Genomic DNA, 21,918 nt, shown 5'->3' on the forward strand with positions numbered 1-21,918 from the left:
ATGAAACGCACTATTTGCCTTATTATCCTGTTCACATTTATTTATAATACTCCTACTTCCGCCCAAGAATGGAGTGAGCCCGTAGAAATAAGTAAATTACAAGGTTATAATTCCAGTCCCGATTTTTATATAGCTAATAATGGAATCATACATGTTGTATGGAGTTATAGATTAGAAGCTAATCACCGTATTATTTATTATAGCAAAAGCGAGGACGATGGCTTAACATGGAGCGAAGCAGAAAATATTTCACAGAACAACACATTGTGGATGGAAAATCCTCATGTGGTAGTAGATAGTGACAATCAGGTATACATTAGCTATGATTATAATGCTGGTAATCCCAGCGACATGCTTATATTTTTGCGGAAATATAATGGTGAATACTGGAGTGCCATTGATACAGTTTCTAATGGATGGTATGGTTCTGATCATAATTCATTATACATAGATAATAACGATAGAGTCTATTGTTTTTGGTATTGTGATTGGTATAATAATAATGGATCTATGGTCTATCGCTATTACGAAAACGATCAGTGGAGCGATTTTTTAATCCCTTATGATAATAGTGATGTCTATTTTATTGGGAAAATAGTCATTGATAATAATAATATATTACATTGTTCAGCATATCATTATTATTATTATCAAAGTAATAATGATCTAGAAATAGTTTACTCAACCTGCCAGAATAATAATTGGTCCAACATTAGCCAAGTAAGTGTAGATTATAAAGTTTGGGTAGGAAACGATTTGGCTATAAACAACCTTAATCATCCTCAAATTGTATGGAGGCAGACGCTCTCTAATTCAGCTCCTCCAAACGATGGGTCATTATATGCTTTTTATGATGGAACAGAATGGTCCGATCCTGAAATTATTGTGGAAGATCCAAGTGACCAAGCAATAGTAATAGATTCTTATAACAAAACTCATATAATTGATAATGAAAAATATGAAGATGGTTATAGATTAATTCATTATCAAAAAAAGAATGCGGAATGGATTGGTGAAATTATAAATGAAGATAATTATGGGAATTTTTTGAACAAACTAATTAATAAGGGAAATTTAATATATTTAGTAAATGGTAAAGTGGATACAATTTATGGTGCTTCTATAGTGGAGTCAAATATAGTTTTAAGAAAATATGAAGTATTGGTAAATACAGATGAAGTATTACCAGTTACATTTTCAAAATTCGCAATTTTCCCCAATCCAATCAGTACTCAAGCAAATATTCAATATCATTTGAGTAATACGGTTCATATAGAATTAAAAATCTATAATCTAAAAGGAGAACTCATAAAAACCTTAGTAAATAAAAAACAATCAACAGGAACACAAAGAATAAAGTGGAATGCTACAGATAAAAATGGAAAGGAGGTAAGTCCCGGTCTGTATCTTATTCGTTTGAAAGCCGGCAAACAAATCATGACACGTTCTGTTGAAGTATTTTAATAATAATTTTATTATAAACCGAACAAAACACCGGACAGTAAGGAGTGGCATAAGCACTCATCTTTGCAGGGAAAAATGCTTAGCTACTCCATAATCCGGCTTTTGTGCAAAACTAAACATTATGTTTAATGTAAAAACTTTTATAGCTTTATTTATGGCTTTTTGTATAAGCCAAATTGGTATAAGCCAAGAAAAATATGCAGTGCTCATTACTGGTGATTATGTTGCACAGGGCATTCCAAATACCCATCAGTTTAATGGAGGTTAAACTGACAATAACCAAGATTTTGATGAGTTTTGGAACGATACCTTTTTAATGTGGGAATTATTACAAGCTAAGGGGTATGATCCTGATAATATATTTGTACTATTTGCCGATGGAGTTGATTATTCTTTTAATCACCCTCTTATCGATGACAGATATAAACCTAGTTCTACTGTTACAGTAACAGATTATCCTGCTACCTTAGCAAACTTACAAATGGTATTTAATGGTTTAAGACTTGGTAATGGCGGTTTTCCTCAGCTTACAGAAGATGATTTTTTATTTGTATGGACTTTTGATCATGGGATGTTTATTGAAGGCCATGCAAGGTTACTTTTAATGGATGATGAATATATAATTGAGGATGATTTTGCAGCATTGGTAAACCCTATTCCTGCTCATAAAAAAGCTTTTTGGATGCTTCAATGCAACTCTGGGGGCTTTAATGGAGCCTTAGAAGGCCAAAATACTGTTTTCCATTCAGCTTGCCAATATCTTGAAGGAGCTGAATCAGGAAATGATACTCCAGATATTGAGAATGAATTAATCAATGGTAAACAGTATACACATAGTGAATGCTTTTTCCATATGTATTCATCAACTAATGGTGAATCTCCTGCATATTTGGACAGCTATGATAACGAAGATTATACAGACGCTGATTTAAATACTGATTTATATATTAGTTTATATGAATCTTGGATTTGGGAATCAGATCATGAAGACCTAGATGAAACCCCTTTATTTTCAGACTTAGGAGCAATCAGTGCCTATACTTCCCTAGAATACCCAACTTTGTTACATAGCAATATGACAACAAACGAAAGCCATAGAGGTATTATCGGGATTTCTAAGAGTTTTTCAGTAAAAGCTGAATCAGAATTAGTTCTCTTGAAGAATTCAAAAGTAGATATATTAAACGGTTCTGAATTAACAGTTGAATCTGGAGCTACCTTAACAATTGGAAAATACGTTGAATTCACAAATGGAAAAATAATTATAGAAGATGGTGCAACAGTAAATATAGATACCGATTTGACCACTTAGATCATACTGAGATTCTTTTATATAACTCTTCATTAAGTGTAAGCAGTGCGAATTTAGATAACCAATCATCTTTCTGGCTACATGGTTCAGGAACCTACGAAATTACCTATTCAGTTTTCTCAAATGGTTCAAAAATTATGGGAGTGAATAATCAAGGGAGTGTATTAGTTGATAATTGTGATTTTGATGATTCGTATGTTCATATTGAGAATAATAATTTTGCTCCTAGCATTCTTGCAACTATTAGCGATTGTGATTTTGCTAATTCAAACAATTACACCGCCATTCGTGTTGAAGGCTGTAATACATATAATATCGATAATAATACCATTGATAATTACATGTATGGAATCGAAGTTTGGAATTCGGGACATGGAAAAGGAGATTATTTTGTGAAAAATAATTCTATAACAAATATCGATGGACCTGCTCTTACATTTTATAGTTCATCTGGTATTATAGAGAATAACCAAATCTCAAATAACGACCTCGGTGTAAAGTTATTAAACAATTCTTCTGTACAACTTATAGGAAACAGTAATGCAAATTACGAGAGCCAAACACAGGTTATCAAAGATAATATTGGTGAAGAAGTATATATGAGTTCATATAGTGTCCCACAAATATTTCATTATAATGTAATAAAGGATAATGATAATTTGGGAGGTTCAAACGATGCTTTAGTATATCATAATTTACCTCCTAGTGGACAACCTATAATAGATGTAGAATACAATTGCTGGGGAGGAAGCTCTTTTAATCCTTTAGTAGATTTATATCCTGTAGGAGCTTATGATTCAGACCCTACTTGGTGTCCAGGTTTAAGCAAAGGGGTGGCCGAAAGCGCAGAAATACTATATATGGATAGCCAAACTCAATTTGAGGATGAAGAATTCATAGCATCAAAAACTACTCTAGAAACCATAATCACAGATTATCCTAATACTACATTTGCCCAAGCAGCTGTTAAAGACTTGTTTATTGTTGAATTATTTGCCACTAACGATTATTCATCGCTGCGTCAATATTTTAATGACAACCCAAGTATTCAAACTAATGATGTGCTCAAATCACTAGCAGAATTCTTTAGCAATAGATGTGATATTAAACTAGAAAACTGGCAAACAGCCATTGATTTCTATGAGGCAAGAATTTCAGGAGAACCAGATACTGAAGAAGAAATATTTGCTATTATTGATTTAGGCTTGCTCTATTATATTATGGAAAACAGCAGCAATAAAGCTAGCTATGGTGTAGGCTCCATGCCCGAGCACAAACCCAAATCTAAAGAGGAATACATAGCAAAGAGAGACTATTTAATCTCCTTATTGCCTCTAAAAAGTAAGGAAGCGGAAAGCCTAAATCCTATAACAAGTGATGAGGTATTAAGTCAAAACTCACCCAATCCGGTTAATGGCAACACACAAATAGGCTATAATTTGGAGCAGGAAGCCAATATCCAGTTAAATGTTTATGACTACACAGGAAAGCTATTAATTACTATTGATGAAGGAAAACAAGACAGAGGAGCCCATCATATAAATCTTAATACTATCGATTTAGAAAATGGAATCTATCTGTACACCATTAAAATAGATGGACAAGTGGCCGATTCTAAAAAAATGGTGGTATTAAAATAATCTATCAATCAATATCTCAAAAAAACTCAAAGCCTTATTAGTATGACTAGTAAGGCTTTTATTTAACTGAAACTTGTTATAGCACCAACAGGAATTGTATCCCAAAGGAATTGAAGCTTTCTCTATAGCCGTTTCAAGGATTAATACTCCACAACCACCCTATGACTATTTGAACTCTTATAATAAACCTTACTATTTCTAAACATGGTAAAACTTAATGCCAAATAGAAAACATTAGTTTCAAAGTTTTCATAAGGCTTTACATCTACACCATCTATTTTCTCTACAAAATCGGCATTATGAAATGGAGTAAGGTAATATTTGAATTTTAGATTAGCTCCGTAGGGAAACTGAAATCCTACAAATACCGAATGATAATAAGTAGGGACTCTATCACTAAACCATACATTAAACTTCCCTGTTTTTACTTCATTTTCGAAAGTCTTCTCTTTATAGTTAAATGGCAATTCGAATTCATATCCTCCATAAACAAAGAACGAATCCATATTTCCTAACTTAAATCCAACAGGAATACCTAAATTGTATACACGATATTTCTTTTTCACTTGTGTGGAATTATCTTTGGCAATAAAACCAACATTTCTAACATTCAATCCGAAAAACATTCCGGCATGGTCACCAAAATCTACATTTCCGAGGCTCTGAACATTAAACCATGGTGAAAAACGAACTATATTTTGTGGAGTAGGCGCGTCCCCAGAATTAATTTCGGCGAGGGATAAAATGAGCTCCCCGCCAGAGGTAGTATAAAACTTCTGCGCAAATAAGCCATGGGCCATTAATCCTATCAATAGAGTGAATAATAATTTTCTCATAATATTAATTTTGTTGATTTGATTTCTTCTAAGACGAATTAGTGACAATAAAGTTACTAAAGATTTTTATGAGACAAAATGGAATTGAGCAAACATACCCTATTTCTTTTTGGCACTTGGTAAAATCCTCTCTTCCTTTGTGATAAAGCTATTGCACAAAGTTTCACAAAAGAAACTCAAAGGTTGACAAAGAAGAGAATCTATCTTTTGCTGGGGATATCCCATTTTGATATTCCTGAAATCTAAGCAGGTTTAAATTTAAACATTCAAATGCATTTGCCCTGAATAAGGAATAGACATTTAAAAATGACAATAAGCCCATTTTCAGTTTAAAGCAGATGTTCACTAGGATCCCAAAACACCTCTTTTAAGTTTATAATTTGATCGCCATCCACTTTCACCCCTTCACTCTCCAGCAAATCCTTCATTAAATTTTCTTGACCAAAATGGTGCTTACCTGACAAAACCCCTGCTCTATTCACAACTCGATGAGCTGGCACATCCTGTTGATGGCTTCCATTCATGGCCCAACCCACCATTCTCGCACTTCTCGCAGCACCCAAATACTTTGCAATTGCTCCATAGCTAGTCACCCGACCATAGGGAATCAAGCGTGCCACTTGATAGACCTTATCAAAAAAACTAGGCTCCTCCAGTTTACTCATCAGAAGGTAATTTATCTAATTCATTGGAGTTATAAGCCTCGTTTAATGAATATAAAGCATAATTTATCGGAATACCTTTTGCTAAATACTGCTTCTCATAGAATGTCTGAATTTTTGGTGCATCACCATCATAATCCGACTGATATAAATCGTAAGAATGAAATTCTAGAGGAAGTTTAAAATAGTTAATCACCTCCATAGAATAGTCAAATAATTCTCTGCTATCTGTTTTAATATGAATGATACCATTGGGCTTTAAGATCTGACGGTAGAGATTCAGAAAACGAGGAGACGAGAGTCTTCTTCTTTCGTATTTTGGTTGCGGATCAGAAAAGGTTAGCCAAATCTCATCTACTTCATTGGGACCAAAAAAATGTAGAATTTGCTCAATTTTAGTTCTGATAAAAGCCACATTACCCAAGCCTGCTTCTCGTGCATCCGTTGCGCCTCGCCACATTCTGGCTCCTTTTAAATCTACACCAATAAAATTCTTATTGGGATATTTTTGAGCTAAACCCACAGTGTACTCCCCTTTACCACAACCCAATTCTAAAACAACGGGATGATCATTCTTGAAAAAACCGGCTCTCCACTTTCCCTTTAATGGAATTCCTGCTATCACCTCATGCCAATAAGGTTGAAAAAATAATGGATTTTCTGCATTTTCAGCAAACTGTTCTAGTTTCTTGCGAGCCATATTCTTTTTTTTGCAAATATATAATCTTAGCTAAATAAAAAAAAGCAATACAGCCTGAGCCATATTGCTTTCTAAAATTATTTTAAAACCCTTTATTTAGTTTCCACTAAAGGAATTTCTAATGCCAGCTCAGCATTTATTAAAGCATTTATTTTATTGTCAATTTGGAAGAAGCGAGTAGCTTTAGAAGGAGATATTACTTTCTTAAACTTCTTATAATACTTCATTTCTAATTTACTTACAGCTTGTTTTAGCTTGATGTTTCTAGTCATTAATTCATTCGCCTTCACATCATCTAAGTTACTATAGTTTTCGGCATAATCCTTAATGATTTTGATGCGCTCTGTTTGCAATTTATACTCTTCAGCTGAAAACTCTTCATAAAGCGGCCAAAAAACAGCAGCTTCAGCATCAGTAAAAACCATATTGGCTGCTACGGCAGCTTTTTTCTCAGTTTTCAATACTGATCTTTCTATTTCTATAATGTCATCAATTGATTGACTCCAAACGGGAGCTACAAACATGACCATCATTAATGCAAATAATAATTTCTTAATTTGATCCATTTTATATTGTTTTTAATATGATTAAAATTCTTTCTTTAACTGCTTCACCCAAGCCTCCACACTAGCCTGAACATTGCCTGCTTGGTTTTCAAAATCCAATGGCAAACCAACAAAAACACCATCTCTTAAAGCCTGAGACTGATCAAATATATAGCCTTCATTTGGAGTAAAACCAATAACCCTTCCTCCTCTTACTTCAAGAAAATCGGCCATAACACCAATGGCATCTACAAAGTTATCAGGATATCCTTTTTGGTCTCCAGCTCCATAAATAGCAAAAGTTTTTCCTTCCAACGAGTTTTCCTCAACGCTAGGCAAGAATTCATCCCAATAATTAGGTAATTCTCCATCCCACCAGGTTGGCACTCCTAAGATAAAATGACTGAATTTATCAAAATCATCTTCGGTAGCTTCCTCAACATTAACAGCTTCAATTGCTTTTTCGCCAAAGGCATTAAGAATAATTTCCGCAGCGGTACTTGTGTTCTTAGTATTAAAACTATAAAATAATCCTATCTTATTCATATCTCTATCTCCAAATTTAGTAATTTAATAATTCTCTCGAGGCATCTAAAATTCTTTTAGCATTGGGAAGAATGGCGTTTTCAAGAATCCTATTAAAACCTACGGGTGTAAACTCTGCTCCAATTCGTTTTACTGGTGCATCTAAAAACTCAAAAGCATCAGCTGAAATTTGAGCAGCAACTTCTCCTCCAAATCCACCAAAAACTTTGTCTTCATGTACCACCAAAACTCTGTTTGTTTTCTTTACACTCTTCAAAATACCTTCTTTATCTAAAGGCAATAAGGAACGTAAATCTAATACTTCCACATTAGCACCATCCTCTTTTTGCAAAGTTTCAGCCACTTCTAAACTCATTGGCAAAGTATTTCCATAAGTAATGATGGTCATATCTGTACCTTCTCTTCTGATTCTGCATTTTCCAAAAGGAACTTCAAAATCATCTGGGCAATAAGCCTCTGCTTTTGGATCATTATATAATGCTTTAGGCTCTAGGAAAAGAGTAATTCCTTTGGAACGTATTGAAGTTCTTAGTAAACCAGCAGCATCATCTGCAAAAGCAGGATAAACCACTCTAATCCCCGGGAAGGTAGTCAAAGTTCCTTCAATATTTTGAGAATGATATAATCCACCTCCAATATATCCACCCGAAGCTAACCTGATGGTCACATTAGGAACAAACTTACCATTTGAACGATAATAATCATGGGAAGACTCTACCAATTGCTCCATAGCTGGCCAAAAATAATCTGCAAATTCAGCTCCTTCTACAACGATTCTTATATCATCATTATAACGACTCATCCCATTTGCTGTACCTACAATAAAATCTTCAGCGATTGGTGCATTAAAAACTCTTTTTACTCCAAATTCCTGCTGTAAACCTTTAGAGACATTGAAAATTCCTCCCTTATCCTTATTGGCCATATCTTGACCCCATATATAAGTATCTGGATTACGACGGAATTCCGATTTTAAGGTTTCATTTAAAGCGGTAATAAGTTTAATTTTTTTGCCAGAGTTTTGAGTATGCAGACCCTCTGGATATTTTATACTTACCACCGGTTCTGGAGTCACAAAATCATGGATTGAATCTGGACTTGGATCTTTTGCTGTGATGGCAATTTTATGAGCTTTCTTAACTGCTTTAATTGCTTTTTCTTCAATGGCGGCTAACTCTTCTTCTGTAAACCTTTTATAACGAGTTAGCATTCTACGATATTTCGCCAAAGGATCGTATTCCTTTACATAATTTCTTTCTTGCTCATCTCTATACAATAGATGATCATCAGAATTAGAATGCGAGCCCATTCTCACACAATTTGCATGAAGAAGCACAGGGTTTCCTGTTTCTAAAGCATGTTGCTTGGCTTCATGCATAGCGTTCATGGAATCAAAAACGTCCTTACCATTACAATGAATAAGATGAAGATTCTTATAGCCACTGAAATTATCTATTACTTTTCTATTGGCTGTTTGGTCTTTCTTAGGTACAGAAATTCCATATCCATTATCTTGAATAACAAAAATAACAGGCAATTGCTCTCTATCGGCACCAGTAATGGCCTCATAAACATAACCCTCAGAAACAGAGCTTTCTCCTTGAGAACTAATAGCTACTGCTTTTTCGCCATAAGTTTTAATGGCACGAGCAACTCCAACTGCATGCAAAGTATGGTTACCAGTACAGGAAGAAACATTTTCTATATTCCACTCTGGCTTGGCAAAGTGGTTGGACATGTGACGACCACCTGATGAAGGATCATCAGCTTTAGAAATACCATTTAAGATAATTTCTGTTTCCGTCATCCCAGCTGAAATAGCCGTTAACATATCTCTGTAATAAGGAAAGAGGTAATCTTTATTCTTTTCAAATATTTGACCAATAGCCAACTGAATTCCATCGTGCCCCGCATATGGTGCATGATATGACCATCCCAATGCTTGTTTTAAATAATTTGGCGCTTTTTCATCTAATTTTCTGCCTAAATACATTAAATAATACCAGTTCTCTAAAGTTTCTTTAGGCGTATGCTTAATGCTGTATTTTTTATTTGTCATTTTAATCCGTTTAATTCAAACCCTTTTAAATTCTAAACTTGTTGTTATCTAGCGATAAATTATGGAGCAAATTTACAAATAAGTTTTAATTTAGATTAGTTTTAAATAAGTAAAAAATCTCCAATCTGCTCTATTTAAGAAGATTTAACTAGATTTTGGGTAAAAATGATTCCACAAAAACGATACGAATGTTTAGACTTCATCATGATTCTAAGGGTGCTAGCAGCAATAGCAATAAAACAGCTATCCAACATGTAATAAAAAACTGTTAAATTTTAGTGATACCGTAATCTTTGGCTCTGATTTTGTGTTAGTGGGATATAAATTATATAAATAACCATCAAATTGGTTATTTTTGCACTATAAAGACATTTTTTAATGATAAAATTTATTCAGAATCATACATCAGAACAACTAGTTAAGGCAGTTGTTGACGGAATGCAAGAGAGAAAAGCACAAGAAATAACCACTATTGACTTAAGAAGTATACCTACAGCAATTTGTGACTTCTTTGTGGTATGCCATGGAAGCTCAAACACTCAAGTAGAAGCCATAGCAGAATCAGTGGGAATGGAAGCAAAAAAACAACTGAACGACAGACCATTACATGTAGAAGGCGCACAAGCTGCTGAGTGGATATTAATGGACTATGTGGACGTTGTGGTTCATGTATTTCAAGAAACAAGCCGTAGATTTTACAATCTAGAAGGTTTGTGGGCTGATGCCGAGATAACTACTGTACAAGAAAGTATGACAAAATAACCTAGACAGAATGGCAGATAACAATAATAATACAAACCCGAAGAATCAATCCAAAAACCCACTAAACCCAGGAGGGAAGCCAGGGAAACCGAAATTCAGTTTTTATTGGATTTACGGTATTATGGCCGTCATTTTTATAGCTTTAACTTTCTTTGGAAATGATACCATCTCTAAAGAAACGGATTGGGGTCAGGTAAAGACCATGCTCAACAATGGAGATGTTGAAAAAATCATTCTTGTCAATAAAGAAATCGCAGAGATATATGTAAAAGCAGATAAGAAATCTAATTACGATATCAAAACTGAAGGGGGCTCATTAACCAAAAAGCCTGATTTTTCTTATCAGATTGGCAGCATAGAATCTTTTGAAAAAAGAGTTCAGGAAGCTCAAAAAAATTCCCCTGAACCGATTTTTATTCGAAACGAAACCCGTCAAGATTGGGGTAAAGATATTTTCGGATGGGTCTTTCCTATCCTCTTACTCGTTGGGGTTTGGTTCTTTATTATGCGAATGATGAGCAAAGGCGGTGCTGGAGGAGGCCAAATTTTCAATATTGGCAAATCAAAAGCTCAGCTCTTTGATAAAGAAAGTTCTGTATCCGTTAACTTTAAAGATGTTGCTGGTTTAAAAGAAGCAAAAGTAGAAGTAATGGAAATTGTAGACTTCCTCAAGAAACCCAAAAAATACACTGAACTTGGAGGTAAAATTCCAAAAGGAGCGCTACTTGTTGGCCCCCCAGGTACTGGTAAAACACTGTTAGCCAAAGCCGTCGCTGGTGAAGCTAAAGTACCGTTTTTCTCTCTTTCAGGTTCTGATTTTGTAGAGATGTTTGTAGGTGTGGGAGCTTCTAGAGTTCGTGACCTCTTCAAGCAAGCCAAAGAAAAAGCACCCTGTATCATTTTCATTGATGAGATTGATGCTATTGGTAGAGCTAGAGGAAAAAATGCCATGACTGGAGCCAACGACGAAAGGGAAAATACATTAAATCAGCTTTTAACAGAGATGGATGGTTTTGGTAGTAATGCTGGAGTTATCATTTTAGCCGCCACCAATAGAGCCGACATTTTAGACACTGCCTTATTAAGAGCAGGTCGTTTTGATAGACAAATCCATGTGGAACTTCCAGAACTAGAAGAAAGAAGAGCTATTTTTGAAGTTCATACCAAACCTTTAAAAATTGGTTCTCATGTGGATATTGAGATGTTAGCCAAACAAACCCCTGGTTTTTCAGGTGCTGATATTGCCAATGTTTGTAATGAAGCTGCATTAATTGCTGCTCGACAAGATAAGAAACAAATAGAAAAGCAAGATTTCTTCGATGCTATTGATAGAATAATTGGTGGGTTGGAGAAAAGAAGCAAAATCATCAACAAACAGGAAAAAGAAGTGATTGCTTATCACGAATCTGGTCATGCTACTGTAAGTTGGTTATTGGAACACGCTCACCCATTAGTAAAAGTCACTATTGTCCCTCGCGGTAAAGCTTTAGGCGCTGCATGGTATGTTCCAGAAGAACGACAAATCACAACTAAAGAACAGATGATGGACGAGATGTGTGCCACATTAGGAGGCCGTGCTGCTGAACAAGTCATCTTCAATAAAATTTCTACTGGTGCTTTAAACGATTTGGAGAAAGTAAGCAAACAAGCCTTTAATATGGTGGCATTCTTTGGATTGAATGATAAGCTTGGAAACATATCTTATTATGATTCTTCAGGACAACAAGAATATCAATTCCAGAAGCCTTATAGTGAAAAAACAGCTCAGGTCATTGATTTTGAAGTTAGTAAATTAATAGAGGAGGCTTATAAAAGAGCTTTAGATCTTTTAGATAAAAACAAAGACAAGCTTAGCATGCTAGCCAATGTATTAATGGAAAAAGAAGTTATTTTCCGTGAAGATTTGGAGAAAATTTTCGGTTCTCGCTCTTGGGATGAAGGTAAAGATCATCTCATGATTAACAGAGGAAACGAAAATGAATCCACTACTGAAGCAGTAAAAGAAGAAACTGTTGAGGCTAAAGTTGAAGAGCCTAAAGAAGAAAAAGTATAGAGATTTAAGTTTATAAAGATGGACGAGATTACCTCAAGGGAAAAGATTCTAAAGGAAGTTAGAAATGGTTTAATGACCAAATTAGACAATCCTTATGTATCAGTAAATTTGGAGAAGCCTATCATGAAGCCTCTCGAAGAATCCATCGATCTACAATTTGCTCAAGAATTATCTGCATTAGGTGGGAAATTCATCTTTTGTGAAAATGAAAAAGAACTGACCGATATCCTCTCCTTATTACTAAAAGAAGAGAATATTGGTCCTCTATTTTGTAAACATCAAGATTTAAGAAAGCACCTAGATCTAGCAAAAATAGAATATCTTTCAAAAGATGAAGATCTAAAAGATTGCAAATCGGGACTCACAGAATGCGAATTCCTAATCGCCCGATTTGGTTCTGCTTTAATGTCCTCCTCATTAAGTTCTGGCCGTAAATTATACAGCTGGCCAGAGGTTCATCTAATTGTGGCCTATGCTTCTCAATTAGTTCCTGAAATTAGTGATGCGATTATTGGCATGCGCGAGCGTTATAATGGCGTTTTGCCATCGATGATGACCATGGTAACTGGAGCCAGTAGAACGGCTGATATTGAGAAAACCTTGGTTATGGGAGCCCATGGGCCAAAAGAGCTTTTCGTATTTTTTATTGACGATTTAATGGAATAAAATTTGAAAAATCTAATCATAAGAACTTTAGCAGGAGCTGTATTTGCTTCACTAATCATCGGAAGCATCCTATATCACCCTATCGCAGTTTTTATTGTGTTTTTTGCTTTTAATGCCATCGCTCTTTTTGAATATACTCGTATGTTCAAAAAACAAGGTAGTCCAATCCAAACAAGCTCTGTCATTTTCATGGGTAGTTTGATTTATTTACTCATTGGTTCTTATGCCAACGGCTGGATAGAAGTAAAAATGCTATACGGTATCATTCCTCTTACTTTCATCTTTTTCATTAGTTCATTATTCCAAAGAACCGAGAGTCCATTCGAAGATTTAGGTATAAAAGTATTATCACTCATCTATATTGCCATTCCCTTTGGTTTATTCAATATAGTTGCCAATATGGGAATGATTGGCGAAAATCAAACCGAACCATTATTACTTATTAGCTTCTTCGTTTTGGTGTGGTCAAGCGATACTTTTGCCTATTTAAGCGGAATTAGCTTTGGAAATCATCGTTTATTTGAGCGCATTTCCCCAAAAAAATCTTGGGAAGGAAGTATCGGAGGAGCTATTGCTACCATGATTATTGCATGGTTTATTGGTTATTACTCTGGAATATTTACGCCTTGGATCTGGGTTATTATCGCGCTATTTATCGTAATAACAGCAACTTTGGGTGATTTAGTGGAAAGTATGCTGAAACGCCAAACCAAAGTTAAAGATAGTGGCAACATCATGCCTGGGCACGGTGGAATCTTAGATCGCTTTGATGCAGCTATATTTTCTATACCTTTTTATGTATTTTTACTATATTTGCTGGCTTAGTAGAATCGAATGAAACTCCATAGAGAAGGAAAAAACATAATACGAAATTCATTTTTTATAGTAGCATTGCTAGCTTTTGCATTGTTATATTTTGGACCCCAGATCTGGTGGTACCAAGTACCTATAGGCATAGCCGCGATTATTTTCTACACTCTAATTGTTCGTTTTTTCCGTGTTCCAAATAGAGAATTTATTTCTAAAGATGGCCATATCATGTCGCCAGCTGATGGAAAAATTGTGATCATTCAAGAAGTTTTTGAGGATGAATACATTAAGGAAAAATGCCTACAAATAAGTGTTTTCATGTCGCCATACAATGTTCACATCAATTGGTTCCCATTCAAAGGAAAAGTAAGATATTACAAATACCATCCTGGTAAATATCTAGTAGCTTGGCATCCAAAATCATCTTTATTGAACGAACGCACTTCCGTTTGTATAGAAAATGAAAACAAGCAATTGGTTATGCTTAGACAAATTGCCGGAGCAGTAGCTCGAAGAATAGTTTGTTATGCCAAAGTCGGACAAGAGGTAAATCAAAACGACGAAGTTGGCTTTATCAAATTTGGTAGCCGAGTAGATTTATACTTACCTATCACAGCCAAACCTTTGGTTTCTGTCGATGAAAAAGTGGTGGGTGGAAGAACTGTTCTAGCCAAATTCTAAATCCTTTTTTTGTTTTTCTAACATTTTAGTTAAATCCCTTGGGGTGAATTTTATTATTTTTGCTATCCATGAATTCCAGAAAATCCTATATCGAAAAACTTGTTGAACAAGGCGAACATCAAACTCAAGACTTTAAATTTGAGGTATCTGACTCGAAAAAGATTGCCCGCACACTTTCGGCTTTTTCAAATACCAATGGTGGAAAACTTTTAATTGGAGTTAAAGACAATGGAGCATTGGCAGGAGTAAGATCAGAGGAGGAATTCCATATGCTTCAAGCAGCTGCCCAGATGTATTGCAAACCCGAAGTTCCCTTAAAGTTCAAAGAATGGAATGTTCTAGGTAAGCTCATTTTGGAAGTCTCCATTAAAAAGACAGAAGAAGAGCTGGTTTCTGCACCTGATAAAAATGGTGCCTTTAAAGTTTTCATACGACTAAATGATCAGAATATATTAGCCAACGGAATGTTTATTAAAGCATGGCAACAAAAGAGAAATGCTCGCCCTGTGAAAATCAATTATACAGATATAGAAAAAGAATTTCTGAACCAGATAAACGAGAAACAACCAATCAGCTGGAGTCAGTTGAGAAAACAATTGAAACTCACACCAAAAAAAACCAATCAGCTCCTACTCGATTTCCTACTATTGGAAATAATAGAACTAAAAATCTCCGAAAAAGGTTATTTTTATCAACTCAATGAAAAACAATTTGAAAAGGTTGAATCCATATGGAAGTGATAACAGTATTTAGTCTCTAATGTAGAACCTTACAAATATATTTAAAATAATTAAGAATGAAATTACAAAGCAAAGGCCCAAAGAAAGAAGAAAAGGTAAAGTTTCCTGTGAAATTTGATTTAAAGGTAATCATGACTACTCAAGAAAACAATCAAGATAATATTGACCTTTTAGAGCCTGTTTTAAAAAACCTAAATATTAGTTTTGGTAAATGGAGTCATAAACCAAGCGGCAAAGGAACCTATACAAGCTATTCGGTTAATGTTAAAATTATAAGCCAAGAAATATTAACCCAAGTATATAATGATTTAAAAGTTGTACCTGGATTTAAAATGGCATTATAATGATTAAGATAAAAGAAATCAGTAAACAATTTGGAGACTTTACCGCTCTGGATAAGTTAAGCTTACATATCAAAAAAGGCGAGTTTTACAGCCTCTTGGGGCCTAATGGAGCAGGAAAGACTACTTGTATTAATATCATTTCAAATATTACAAAAGCAAGTAGTGGAGAAGTAGAAATTGCTGGTTTCAATAGTCTTAAACAAAAGCAAGATATCAAAAAAACCATTGGAGTTATTCCACAAGAAATAGCCTTATATGAAGATCTGTCTGCTTTTGAGAATTTAAAATTCTGGGGAAAAATCAATCAGGTTTCATCCAATATTTTGACTGATAAAATTCATGAGATATTGCGGTTTCTGGATTTATACGACACTAGAAATCAAAAAATAAGTTCATATAGTGGCGGAATGAAAAGGCGGATTAATATAGCTGCAGCTCTACTCCATGATCCAGAAATTCTATTCATGGATGAACCTACGGTAGGTATCGATCCGCAAAGTAGGCTTTTTACTTATGAGATATTTGAGAAGCTCCATCAACAAGGTAAAACCATATTTTACACCTCGCATAATATGGAAGAAGTAGAACGCCTTTCGGACAGAATAGGCATTATTGACCATGGTCAATTAATTGCAGAAGGAAGCCAGAAAGAGTTAAAAGAGCATTTAAAGATGGAGGAAACACTAGTGATTAGCTTTGAGAAAAAAGTGGACGAGGCCCTACTTTCTAACTCCATTTCCTCGTCCAACTCCTTCTACTTCCAAAATCAACAATTATTTGTCTCCTCCAAAAACGCCAATGAAGATTTGGTGCATTTATTGCAATCCTTTAGTCAAAACGAGATAAAAGTGAATCAAATTGAGATACAGAAAGTAAATTTAGAGATGATATTTTTAAAGCTAACCGGTAATAAATTAAGGGATTAATATGTTTGAGATAGCCAGAAAAGATTTATTACAATCATTTAAAGACAAAAAAGGATTATTATTATCCTTTCTACTTCCAATAGTACTCATTGCATTATTTTCCTTGGTCTATGGTGGCTTTCAAAGCTCCTCAAAAGACAGAGCCCAATCCTTATTATTTTGCGATGATGATCAGTCCGTTTTAAGTCATGATTTATTATCTGAATTAGAAGCCGAAAAAGGCCTCAAATTAACTATAAAACCATTAAGCGAAGCAGAAACATTGGTCATCAATGGAGACTTCCCTTCTGCCCTTCTGATTTATAAAGGGTTTGAGGATTCTATCAATCAAGGAAAATCTACTCCAGTAGAATTCATTTATGATGAGTCAAGAGAATTGGAGATGGGCCTGACTCAAAAAGCACTCATGTCTACTCTTATGCCATTTTTAGGAGAGCAAGGAAGTAAAAGCCAAGTCCATTCTTTTATTAATGATAAATATGGAGATGAAATGCCCGAAGAAATGATAGCTGAAATCCATGATGATATAGATCAACAATTCAGTCCAGACCAAGAAGAAACGAGTGTGGGAACAAGTTCCATAGAATCACGAGCCGTTTCAGTAAAAGAAGACATGCCTTGGGGTTTGATACAAGCATTCGCAGGAACCTCGGTTATGATGCTCCTCTTCAGCATTACAGGAATGGGGAGCTCCATTATCAAAGAAAGAGATACAGGCACCTTAAAAAGAATCCTCTACTCTCCCATTAAACCATGGCAGATTATCTTAGGTAAATTCGGAAGTGGTTTTGTTTTTGCCATGATACAAATGAGCATATTAGTTCTGTTTGCTTGGTTAGCTTTCGGTCTAGACATCTTTAGAAACTTCTCCGGACTGATTTTACTTGTTTTTGCCACCGCGATGGCCGTTAGTGGATTTGGAATCCTCATTGCCTCCTTAGCTAGAAGTCAAAAACAAGTTGAAAGCTTAAGCTTAATCATCATCTTGGTAATGTCAGCTTTGGGAGGCAGTATGATGCCATTATTTCTATTTCCTGAAATCATAAAAACTGTAGCCCATTTTACCATTAATTATTGGGCTATAGATGGCTTCTATGATGTACTGGGTAGAGATGTTGGATTGATGGGTATTATGCAAAATACTCTGATGCTTTTACTCTTCTCCATATTGAGCAGTATAATTGCTATTTTTGTTTTCAACAAAAGACTTAAAAAAGATTTTTAATTATGTTATTTATTATTTCTCCTGCAAAAACATTAGACTATGAAAGCCCTATTTCAGTTCAAGGCCAATCAAATATCCCTTTCCTAAAAGAAAGCAAGCAATTGGTCAAAGTTTTAAAGAAATATAAAGCTGATGATATTGCTAAACTAATGGGCGTAAGCTCAAAAATTGCTTATTTAAACTACGATCGATTTGCGCAATGGAAAGCTCCTTTTATAAAGGGAGAATCGAGACAGGCACTTTATGCATTTAAAGGAGAAGTCTATAATGGGCTAGATGCCTATTCTCTTAGCCAAGAAGATGCCGATTATGCCCAAGAACACATGAGGATGCTGTCTGGCTTATATGGACTTTTGAGGCCTTATGATATGATTCTACCCTATCGACTTGAAATGGGAACCAAACTTCATACTGAAAAGTTTAGAAATCTATATGAGTTTTGGGGAGATAAAATCACCAAGAATATACAAAAAGCAATAGAAGAGAGTGGAACAAGTGTTTTGGTGAATTTAGCTTCGAATGAGTATTTCAAATCAGTTAATACCTCGAAAATTAAAAGCCCTATCATTACTCCGATTTTTAAAGAAGCCAAAGGTGATTCTTATAAAGTGATTGCAATATTTGCTAAAAAAGCCAGAGGATTAATGAGCCGCTATATCATCGAGAACAAAATACAAAACCCTGAAGAATTAAAACACTTCGACAAAGAAGGCTATTTCTTTAATGCAGAGCTGAGTACCGAAACCGAACTAACATTTACAAGAGGATGATTATAGGAATGTACATATACGCTTTAATCTCCTTTTTATTAGGAGCTTATAGTATTTACAAAAAGAAAGCTATTTTGGCCTTTTTCTTTTTCTTTATGGGAGTGATTCTAGGAATTACAGGGTGGGTAGCAGTATATTACTACCCCCATATTATGCCTTTTTAATAAAACATTTCAGCAACCTTTTCACGGGTTCCCTCTATCTTTCTACCGTTGTAATTCAACACTGAGTTCTTTTCTATTAAATGCTTAACCTGACAATTCACGAGCTTGAGTTTCTTGGTATCAAAAACTGCTGTACCATACTCTGGTTTCTTTCTTAATGCTACCAAACCATAATAACAATTTTCGATATTTACATTCTCAATACTAACATGAGATAGATCTTTAGAAGCAGCTCCAATATTACAATTAGTAATATTAGTATTCTTCACCCAAAGTGTTGAACCTTCACCTCCACTAATTCCTTTATCTTGGATATTGGTGATTTCACAATTTTCTATATAAATTTGGCTGGTACTAAAATCGATGGCATCGTTTCCTACCCTGTCGAAGCTTGAATAATCTAATAAACCTGTACAAAAATCAGAATCAAAAGCATCGGCATAGATATCTTCAAACTTAGATTTGGTCACATGAAAATCGGATCGTATGATGTTTAACGCATCTTCACAATGATTTTTAAGGAAGCTGCAATTTGTAATATCAACATCTGATTCGTAAAAATTAACTGCTCCAGTTAGGTTCCAACCATCATACTCAAGTGTGTTTAAGTCTTCGAAAACCACATGAGACAATAGACTTCTTTTATTTGCTTGTAGCACAATAAATGCATTTGCAGTAGTATCAGTTGAGTATATTTTAATAGGCTGCTCTTTCGTCCCTAGCATATATACAGGCGAATGCGAAATAATGGTTCCTTCATTTAGGATATTCACTTGAGCTCCTGCTTCAAAAACTACTACTTTACCCTTAGGTACTAAAACTTTGCTTGTTAATTCATGAATTCCTCTAACTATTAACGAATCTCCTCTGTCTTCAAATAACTCACAAGTTTCTATGTTAAAGTTCCTCAATAATTCCTGATATGGACTAGGATTTGTATTCTTTCTAAACAACGAGAGTTCTGAGAACAGAATCTCCTCATGTCCTATCACACGATAGGCCAACTGGTTAGCATTAGAGGTATATCTATACTCAATAGTGGTATCAGCCATATTACCTTGATAAGCTTGAACATAAAAAGGTGATTCGAACAAATAAAGCATTTTACTGTTTTCATCTGCCAAACCTAGCACTTCAATTTCTTTACCAAAGAAATTCTCAACTTTAATATTAGCGATACCCAATTGTTCTTGGGAATAATATGCATTAACAAAAAAAGGTATAACAGCAGGTAAATAGGTGGTATCTCCCTTTACATTTTCTACAATTAGCTCGGTTTTATCATAAACTCCAGATTCTATACTATCCCTAAGCTTAGGCAATTGGGGACGCAAAATCTCAGCATTTCTCATGATAAAATGAGGATCGAAATCATAAGTAGTGAACTCTTCTGCAATTAATTTCGTGTAGCGACTTGTTTCTTCCAATTCACTGTCAATAAATTCTTGCAAGAATATGGGATCAGTATATTTCTCTAAATAGAATAGATATTTATCGAGAAATACTTTAGAAGTAAAAATATGCTTTAACATCTGATGTTCAGACTCCCCTATCCAGTTTTTATTCATGATAAATGCAGATAAAATTGGTTCTTCTTCCTCATCATAATAATCAGTGAAATTATCAAAATCAATAGGCTCTAGCTTACAAATAACTGGGTTAAAATAAAGTCGTTGGTTGTGCCAAACAATACCATGTCTACCATTTGTGATATCAATTAATGCCCAGTATCTGGCCAATACATCAACATTAAACAATTCCTCTACTGGACTTAATAAATTTTTATATTGATATACTAAACTATGTGCAATTTCAAATTGGCTTTTTAAATTAGGTTTGGCCAAGGTTTTACTCAAGCCAAAGGCACCAACTTTAGCTGCTTCATAATATGGATAATTATATATGAGATCGGTAGTCATTTCCTTTTGTCGCTCTCTCCACAAAGGGTTTTCATCAATCTTTAAGATAGGCCCTTCACGTCGCAAATTATATTCGATTAATTGTTTAGCAAAATGCTCTTCATAAGCATAGATACCAATACTCTGACCATTTAAATAAACAGGAGTAAACCCATACCTTGTAGTTAAAACATCTTCTTGATTAAACAATTGGTGGGCAAAATACTCATGTACAAAGTACCGTGTAACAGGGTTTTGTAATGAAAAGACTCTCATTCTTTTAAAGGTATGATCATCTCTCATTTTTGTTCTAAACGACCACTTTTGTCCTTCCAAATGGTCTAGCCAATCCCCCTTAAGGCGAGCTTTAATTGGCATGACCCTGTTTTCATCTGACATAACTCCTTTCATCCATTCTCCGTCACTAAAATGGATTCTACTCATAAAAGCATTATAACGTTTTTCGTTGAACTTCTTCATCTTAGAATCAGAGAAATACAAATGTACCTTTTCATCATCTTTAAAATCGGGGTATTTAACCACTCCTAATTCTTTTATCCTCAGGTCATCAAAATATACAGAATCGCCATTTATATTCCACACATAAACTTTCAGAAGAGAAATATTTGGAGGAATCTGAACCTCAATCTCAATTTTCTCCCAATCATTTTCGCCTATTTCAATCGCTTCTTTTTGACCGATCCACAAGCTTTTTACGATATCACCTTGGACAACAAGAGCAGAGCCTTCTGAGTTTCCTTTTCGCCAAACACTAACCAAAAATCGCTCATCTCCTTTTATATTTTCAAAGTCAGTACTTAATCCATAAGCTTTTTCTTTAGTCAATAATACACTGTGCACTCCTGAATGACTCTCTTTTGAAGACAAAAATCCTCCAAGCTTCATGTTTTGATTTATCAAGGGCATACCTGAATCATACCAAAAAACATTATCCTCATCTAAAGCGGTAGAATCGACAGAACAATAAATCTCAGGTCTTAATCCATCATTAGTATCCTGAAATTGACAAGAAGCAAACCAAATAGAAATAGCAAAAAATGCTATATTAAAATACCACTTAAAAGAATGTATGATATGGGTATGATTTTGCATAT

The 21,918-nt window shown here is 34.7% G+C and carries 21 protein-coding genes; 14 read left to right on the forward strand and 7 right to left on the reverse strand.

Features of this window, described 5'->3' with window-relative positions; genetic code table 11:
- From HNS40_RS02980 to HNS40_RS23650, 4 genes are all read left to right on the forward strand, one after another.
- Positions 1-1,464, forward strand: a complete 1,464-nt coding sequence (locus tag HNS40_RS02980; RefSeq protein ID WP_172277431.1) for a FlgD immunoglobulin-like domain containing protein — start codon at positions 1-3, stop codon at positions 1,462-1,464.
- A gap of 121 nt (positions 1,465-1,585) precedes the next feature.
- Entirely contained in the window at positions 1,586-1,732 is a 147-nt protein-coding gene (locus HNS40_RS02985) for a hypothetical protein (RefSeq protein WP_172277434.1), read from the forward strand.
- Between the two features lie 48 nt (positions 1,733-1,780).
- Positions 1,781-2,776, forward strand: a complete 996-nt coding sequence (locus HNS40_RS02990) for a hypothetical protein (protein ID WP_172277437.1) — start codon at positions 1,781-1,783, stop codon at positions 2,774-2,776.
- 143 nt (positions 2,777-2,919) lie between these two features.
- Positions 2,920-4,416 (forward strand): T9SS type A sorting domain-containing protein, encoded by a 1,497-nt coding sequence (locus HNS40_RS23650; protein ID WP_172277440.1) that lies wholly within the window; start codon positions 2,920-2,922, stop codon positions 4,414-4,416.
- Between the two features lie 140 nt (positions 4,417-4,556).
- Here HNS40_RS23650 and HNS40_RS03000 read toward each other — a convergent pair whose 3' ends face one another.
- The 6 genes from HNS40_RS03000 to HNS40_RS03025 form a co-directional block, all read right to left on the reverse strand.
- Positions 4,557-5,252, reverse strand: a complete 696-nt coding sequence (locus HNS40_RS03000) for a hypothetical protein (protein ID WP_172277443.1) — start codon at positions 5,250-5,252, stop codon at positions 4,557-4,559.
- A 329-nt stretch (positions 5,253-5,581) separates the two neighbouring features.
- On the reverse strand, positions 5,582-5,917 hold the full coding sequence (locus tag HNS40_RS03005; protein WP_172277446.1) for an MGMT family protein: 336 nt from the start codon (positions 5,915-5,917) through the stop codon (positions 5,582-5,584).
- Positions 5,910-6,614 carry a tRNA (guanosine(46)-N7)-methyltransferase TrmB gene (trmB, locus tag HNS40_RS03010; protein ID WP_172277449.1) on the reverse strand — a complete coding sequence of 235 codons (705 nt, stop codon included), beginning with the start codon at positions 6,612-6,614 and terminating at the stop codon, positions 5,910-5,912. The genes HNS40_RS03005 and trmB overlap by 8 nt, the downstream gene beginning before the upstream one ends.
- 92 nt (positions 6,615-6,706) lie before the next feature.
- On the reverse strand, positions 6,707-7,180 hold the full coding sequence (locus tag HNS40_RS03015) for a hypothetical protein (protein WP_172277452.1): 474 nt from the start codon (positions 7,178-7,180) through the stop codon (positions 6,707-6,709).
- 21 nt (positions 7,181-7,201) lie between these two features.
- On the reverse strand, positions 7,202-7,705 hold the full coding sequence (locus HNS40_RS03020; RefSeq protein WP_172277455.1) for a flavodoxin: 504 nt from the start codon (positions 7,703-7,705) through the stop codon (positions 7,202-7,204).
- A 16-nt stretch (positions 7,706-7,721) separates the two neighbouring features.
- Positions 7,722-9,764: a thiamine pyrophosphate-dependent enzyme gene (locus HNS40_RS03025; protein WP_172277458.1), complete on the reverse strand. Its 2,043-nt coding sequence runs from the start codon at positions 9,762-9,764 to the stop codon at positions 7,722-7,724.
- A gap of 378 nt (positions 9,765-10,142) precedes the next feature.
- Between HNS40_RS03025 and rsfS the strand changes: the two genes are divergently transcribed.
- The 10 genes from rsfS (at position 10,143) to yaaA (ending at position 18,741) form a co-directional block, all read left to right on the forward strand.
- Positions 10,143-10,526 carry a ribosome silencing factor gene (rsfS, locus tag HNS40_RS03030; protein WP_172277461.1) on the forward strand — a complete coding sequence of 128 codons (384 nt, stop codon included), beginning with the start codon at positions 10,143-10,145 and terminating at the stop codon, positions 10,524-10,526.
- Between the two features lie 10 nt (positions 10,527-10,536).
- Positions 10,537-12,579, forward strand: a complete 2,043-nt coding sequence (gene ftsH, locus HNS40_RS03035) for an ATP-dependent zinc metalloprotease FtsH (RefSeq protein WP_172277464.1) — start codon at positions 10,537-10,539, stop codon at positions 12,577-12,579.
- Between the two features lie 18 nt (positions 12,580-12,597).
- Entirely contained in the window at positions 12,598-13,245 is a 648-nt protein-coding gene (locus HNS40_RS03040) for an LUD domain-containing protein (RefSeq protein ID WP_172277467.1), read from the forward strand.
- Between the two features lie 3 nt (positions 13,246-13,248).
- A complete protein-coding gene (locus HNS40_RS03045) occupies positions 13,249-14,070 on the forward strand; it encodes a phosphatidate cytidylyltransferase (RefSeq protein ID WP_172277470.1) in 822 nt (273 codons plus the stop codon).
- A gap of 9 nt (positions 14,071-14,079) precedes the next feature.
- Positions 14,080-14,736: a phosphatidylserine decarboxylase family protein gene (locus HNS40_RS03050; RefSeq protein WP_172277473.1), complete on the forward strand. Its 657-nt coding sequence runs from the start codon at positions 14,080-14,082 to the stop codon at positions 14,734-14,736.
- A 68-nt stretch (positions 14,737-14,804) separates the two neighbouring features.
- The gene (locus HNS40_RS03055; RefSeq protein ID WP_172277476.1) at positions 14,805-15,476 is read left to right on the forward strand and encodes a helix-turn-helix domain-containing protein; all 672 of its coding nucleotides are present in this window, start codon (positions 14,805-14,807) and stop codon (positions 15,474-15,476) included.
- Positions 15,477-15,532: 56 nt separating this feature from the next.
- Positions 15,533-15,820: a DUF493 domain-containing protein gene (locus HNS40_RS03060; RefSeq protein WP_172277479.1), complete on the forward strand. Its 288-nt coding sequence runs from the start codon at positions 15,533-15,535 to the stop codon at positions 15,818-15,820.
- Positions 15,820-16,746, forward strand: coding sequence for an ABC transporter ATP-binding protein (locus tag HNS40_RS03065; RefSeq protein ID WP_172277482.1), 927 nt, complete (start codon positions 15,820-15,822; stop codon positions 16,744-16,746). Before HNS40_RS03060 ends, HNS40_RS03065 begins: the two co-directional genes overlap by 1 nt.
- Position 16,747: 1 nt before the next feature.
- Entirely contained in the window at positions 16,748-17,971 is a 1,224-nt protein-coding gene (locus HNS40_RS03070; protein ID WP_172277485.1) for an ABC transporter permease, read from the forward strand.
- Between the two features lie 2 nt (positions 17,972-17,973).
- Positions 17,974-18,741 (forward strand): peroxide stress protein YaaA, encoded by a 768-nt coding sequence (gene yaaA / locus HNS40_RS03075; protein WP_172277488.1) that lies wholly within the window; start codon positions 17,974-17,976, stop codon positions 18,739-18,741.
- A 160-nt stretch (positions 18,742-18,901) separates the two neighbouring features.
- On the opposite strand, the gene HNS40_RS03080 is transcribed toward yaaA, so the two are convergent.
- On the reverse strand, positions 18,902-21,916 hold the full coding sequence (locus HNS40_RS03080; protein WP_172277491.1) for a right-handed parallel beta-helix repeat-containing protein: 3,015 nt from the start codon (positions 21,914-21,916) through the stop codon (positions 18,902-18,904).
- Positions 21,917-21,918 lie beyond the last annotated feature (2 nt).

Origin of the sequence: Lentimicrobium sp. S6, from assembly GCF_013166635.1 — a bacterium.
Taxonomy (GTDB): domain Bacteria; phylum Bacteroidota; class Bacteroidia; order Bacteroidales; family UBA12170; genus UBA12170.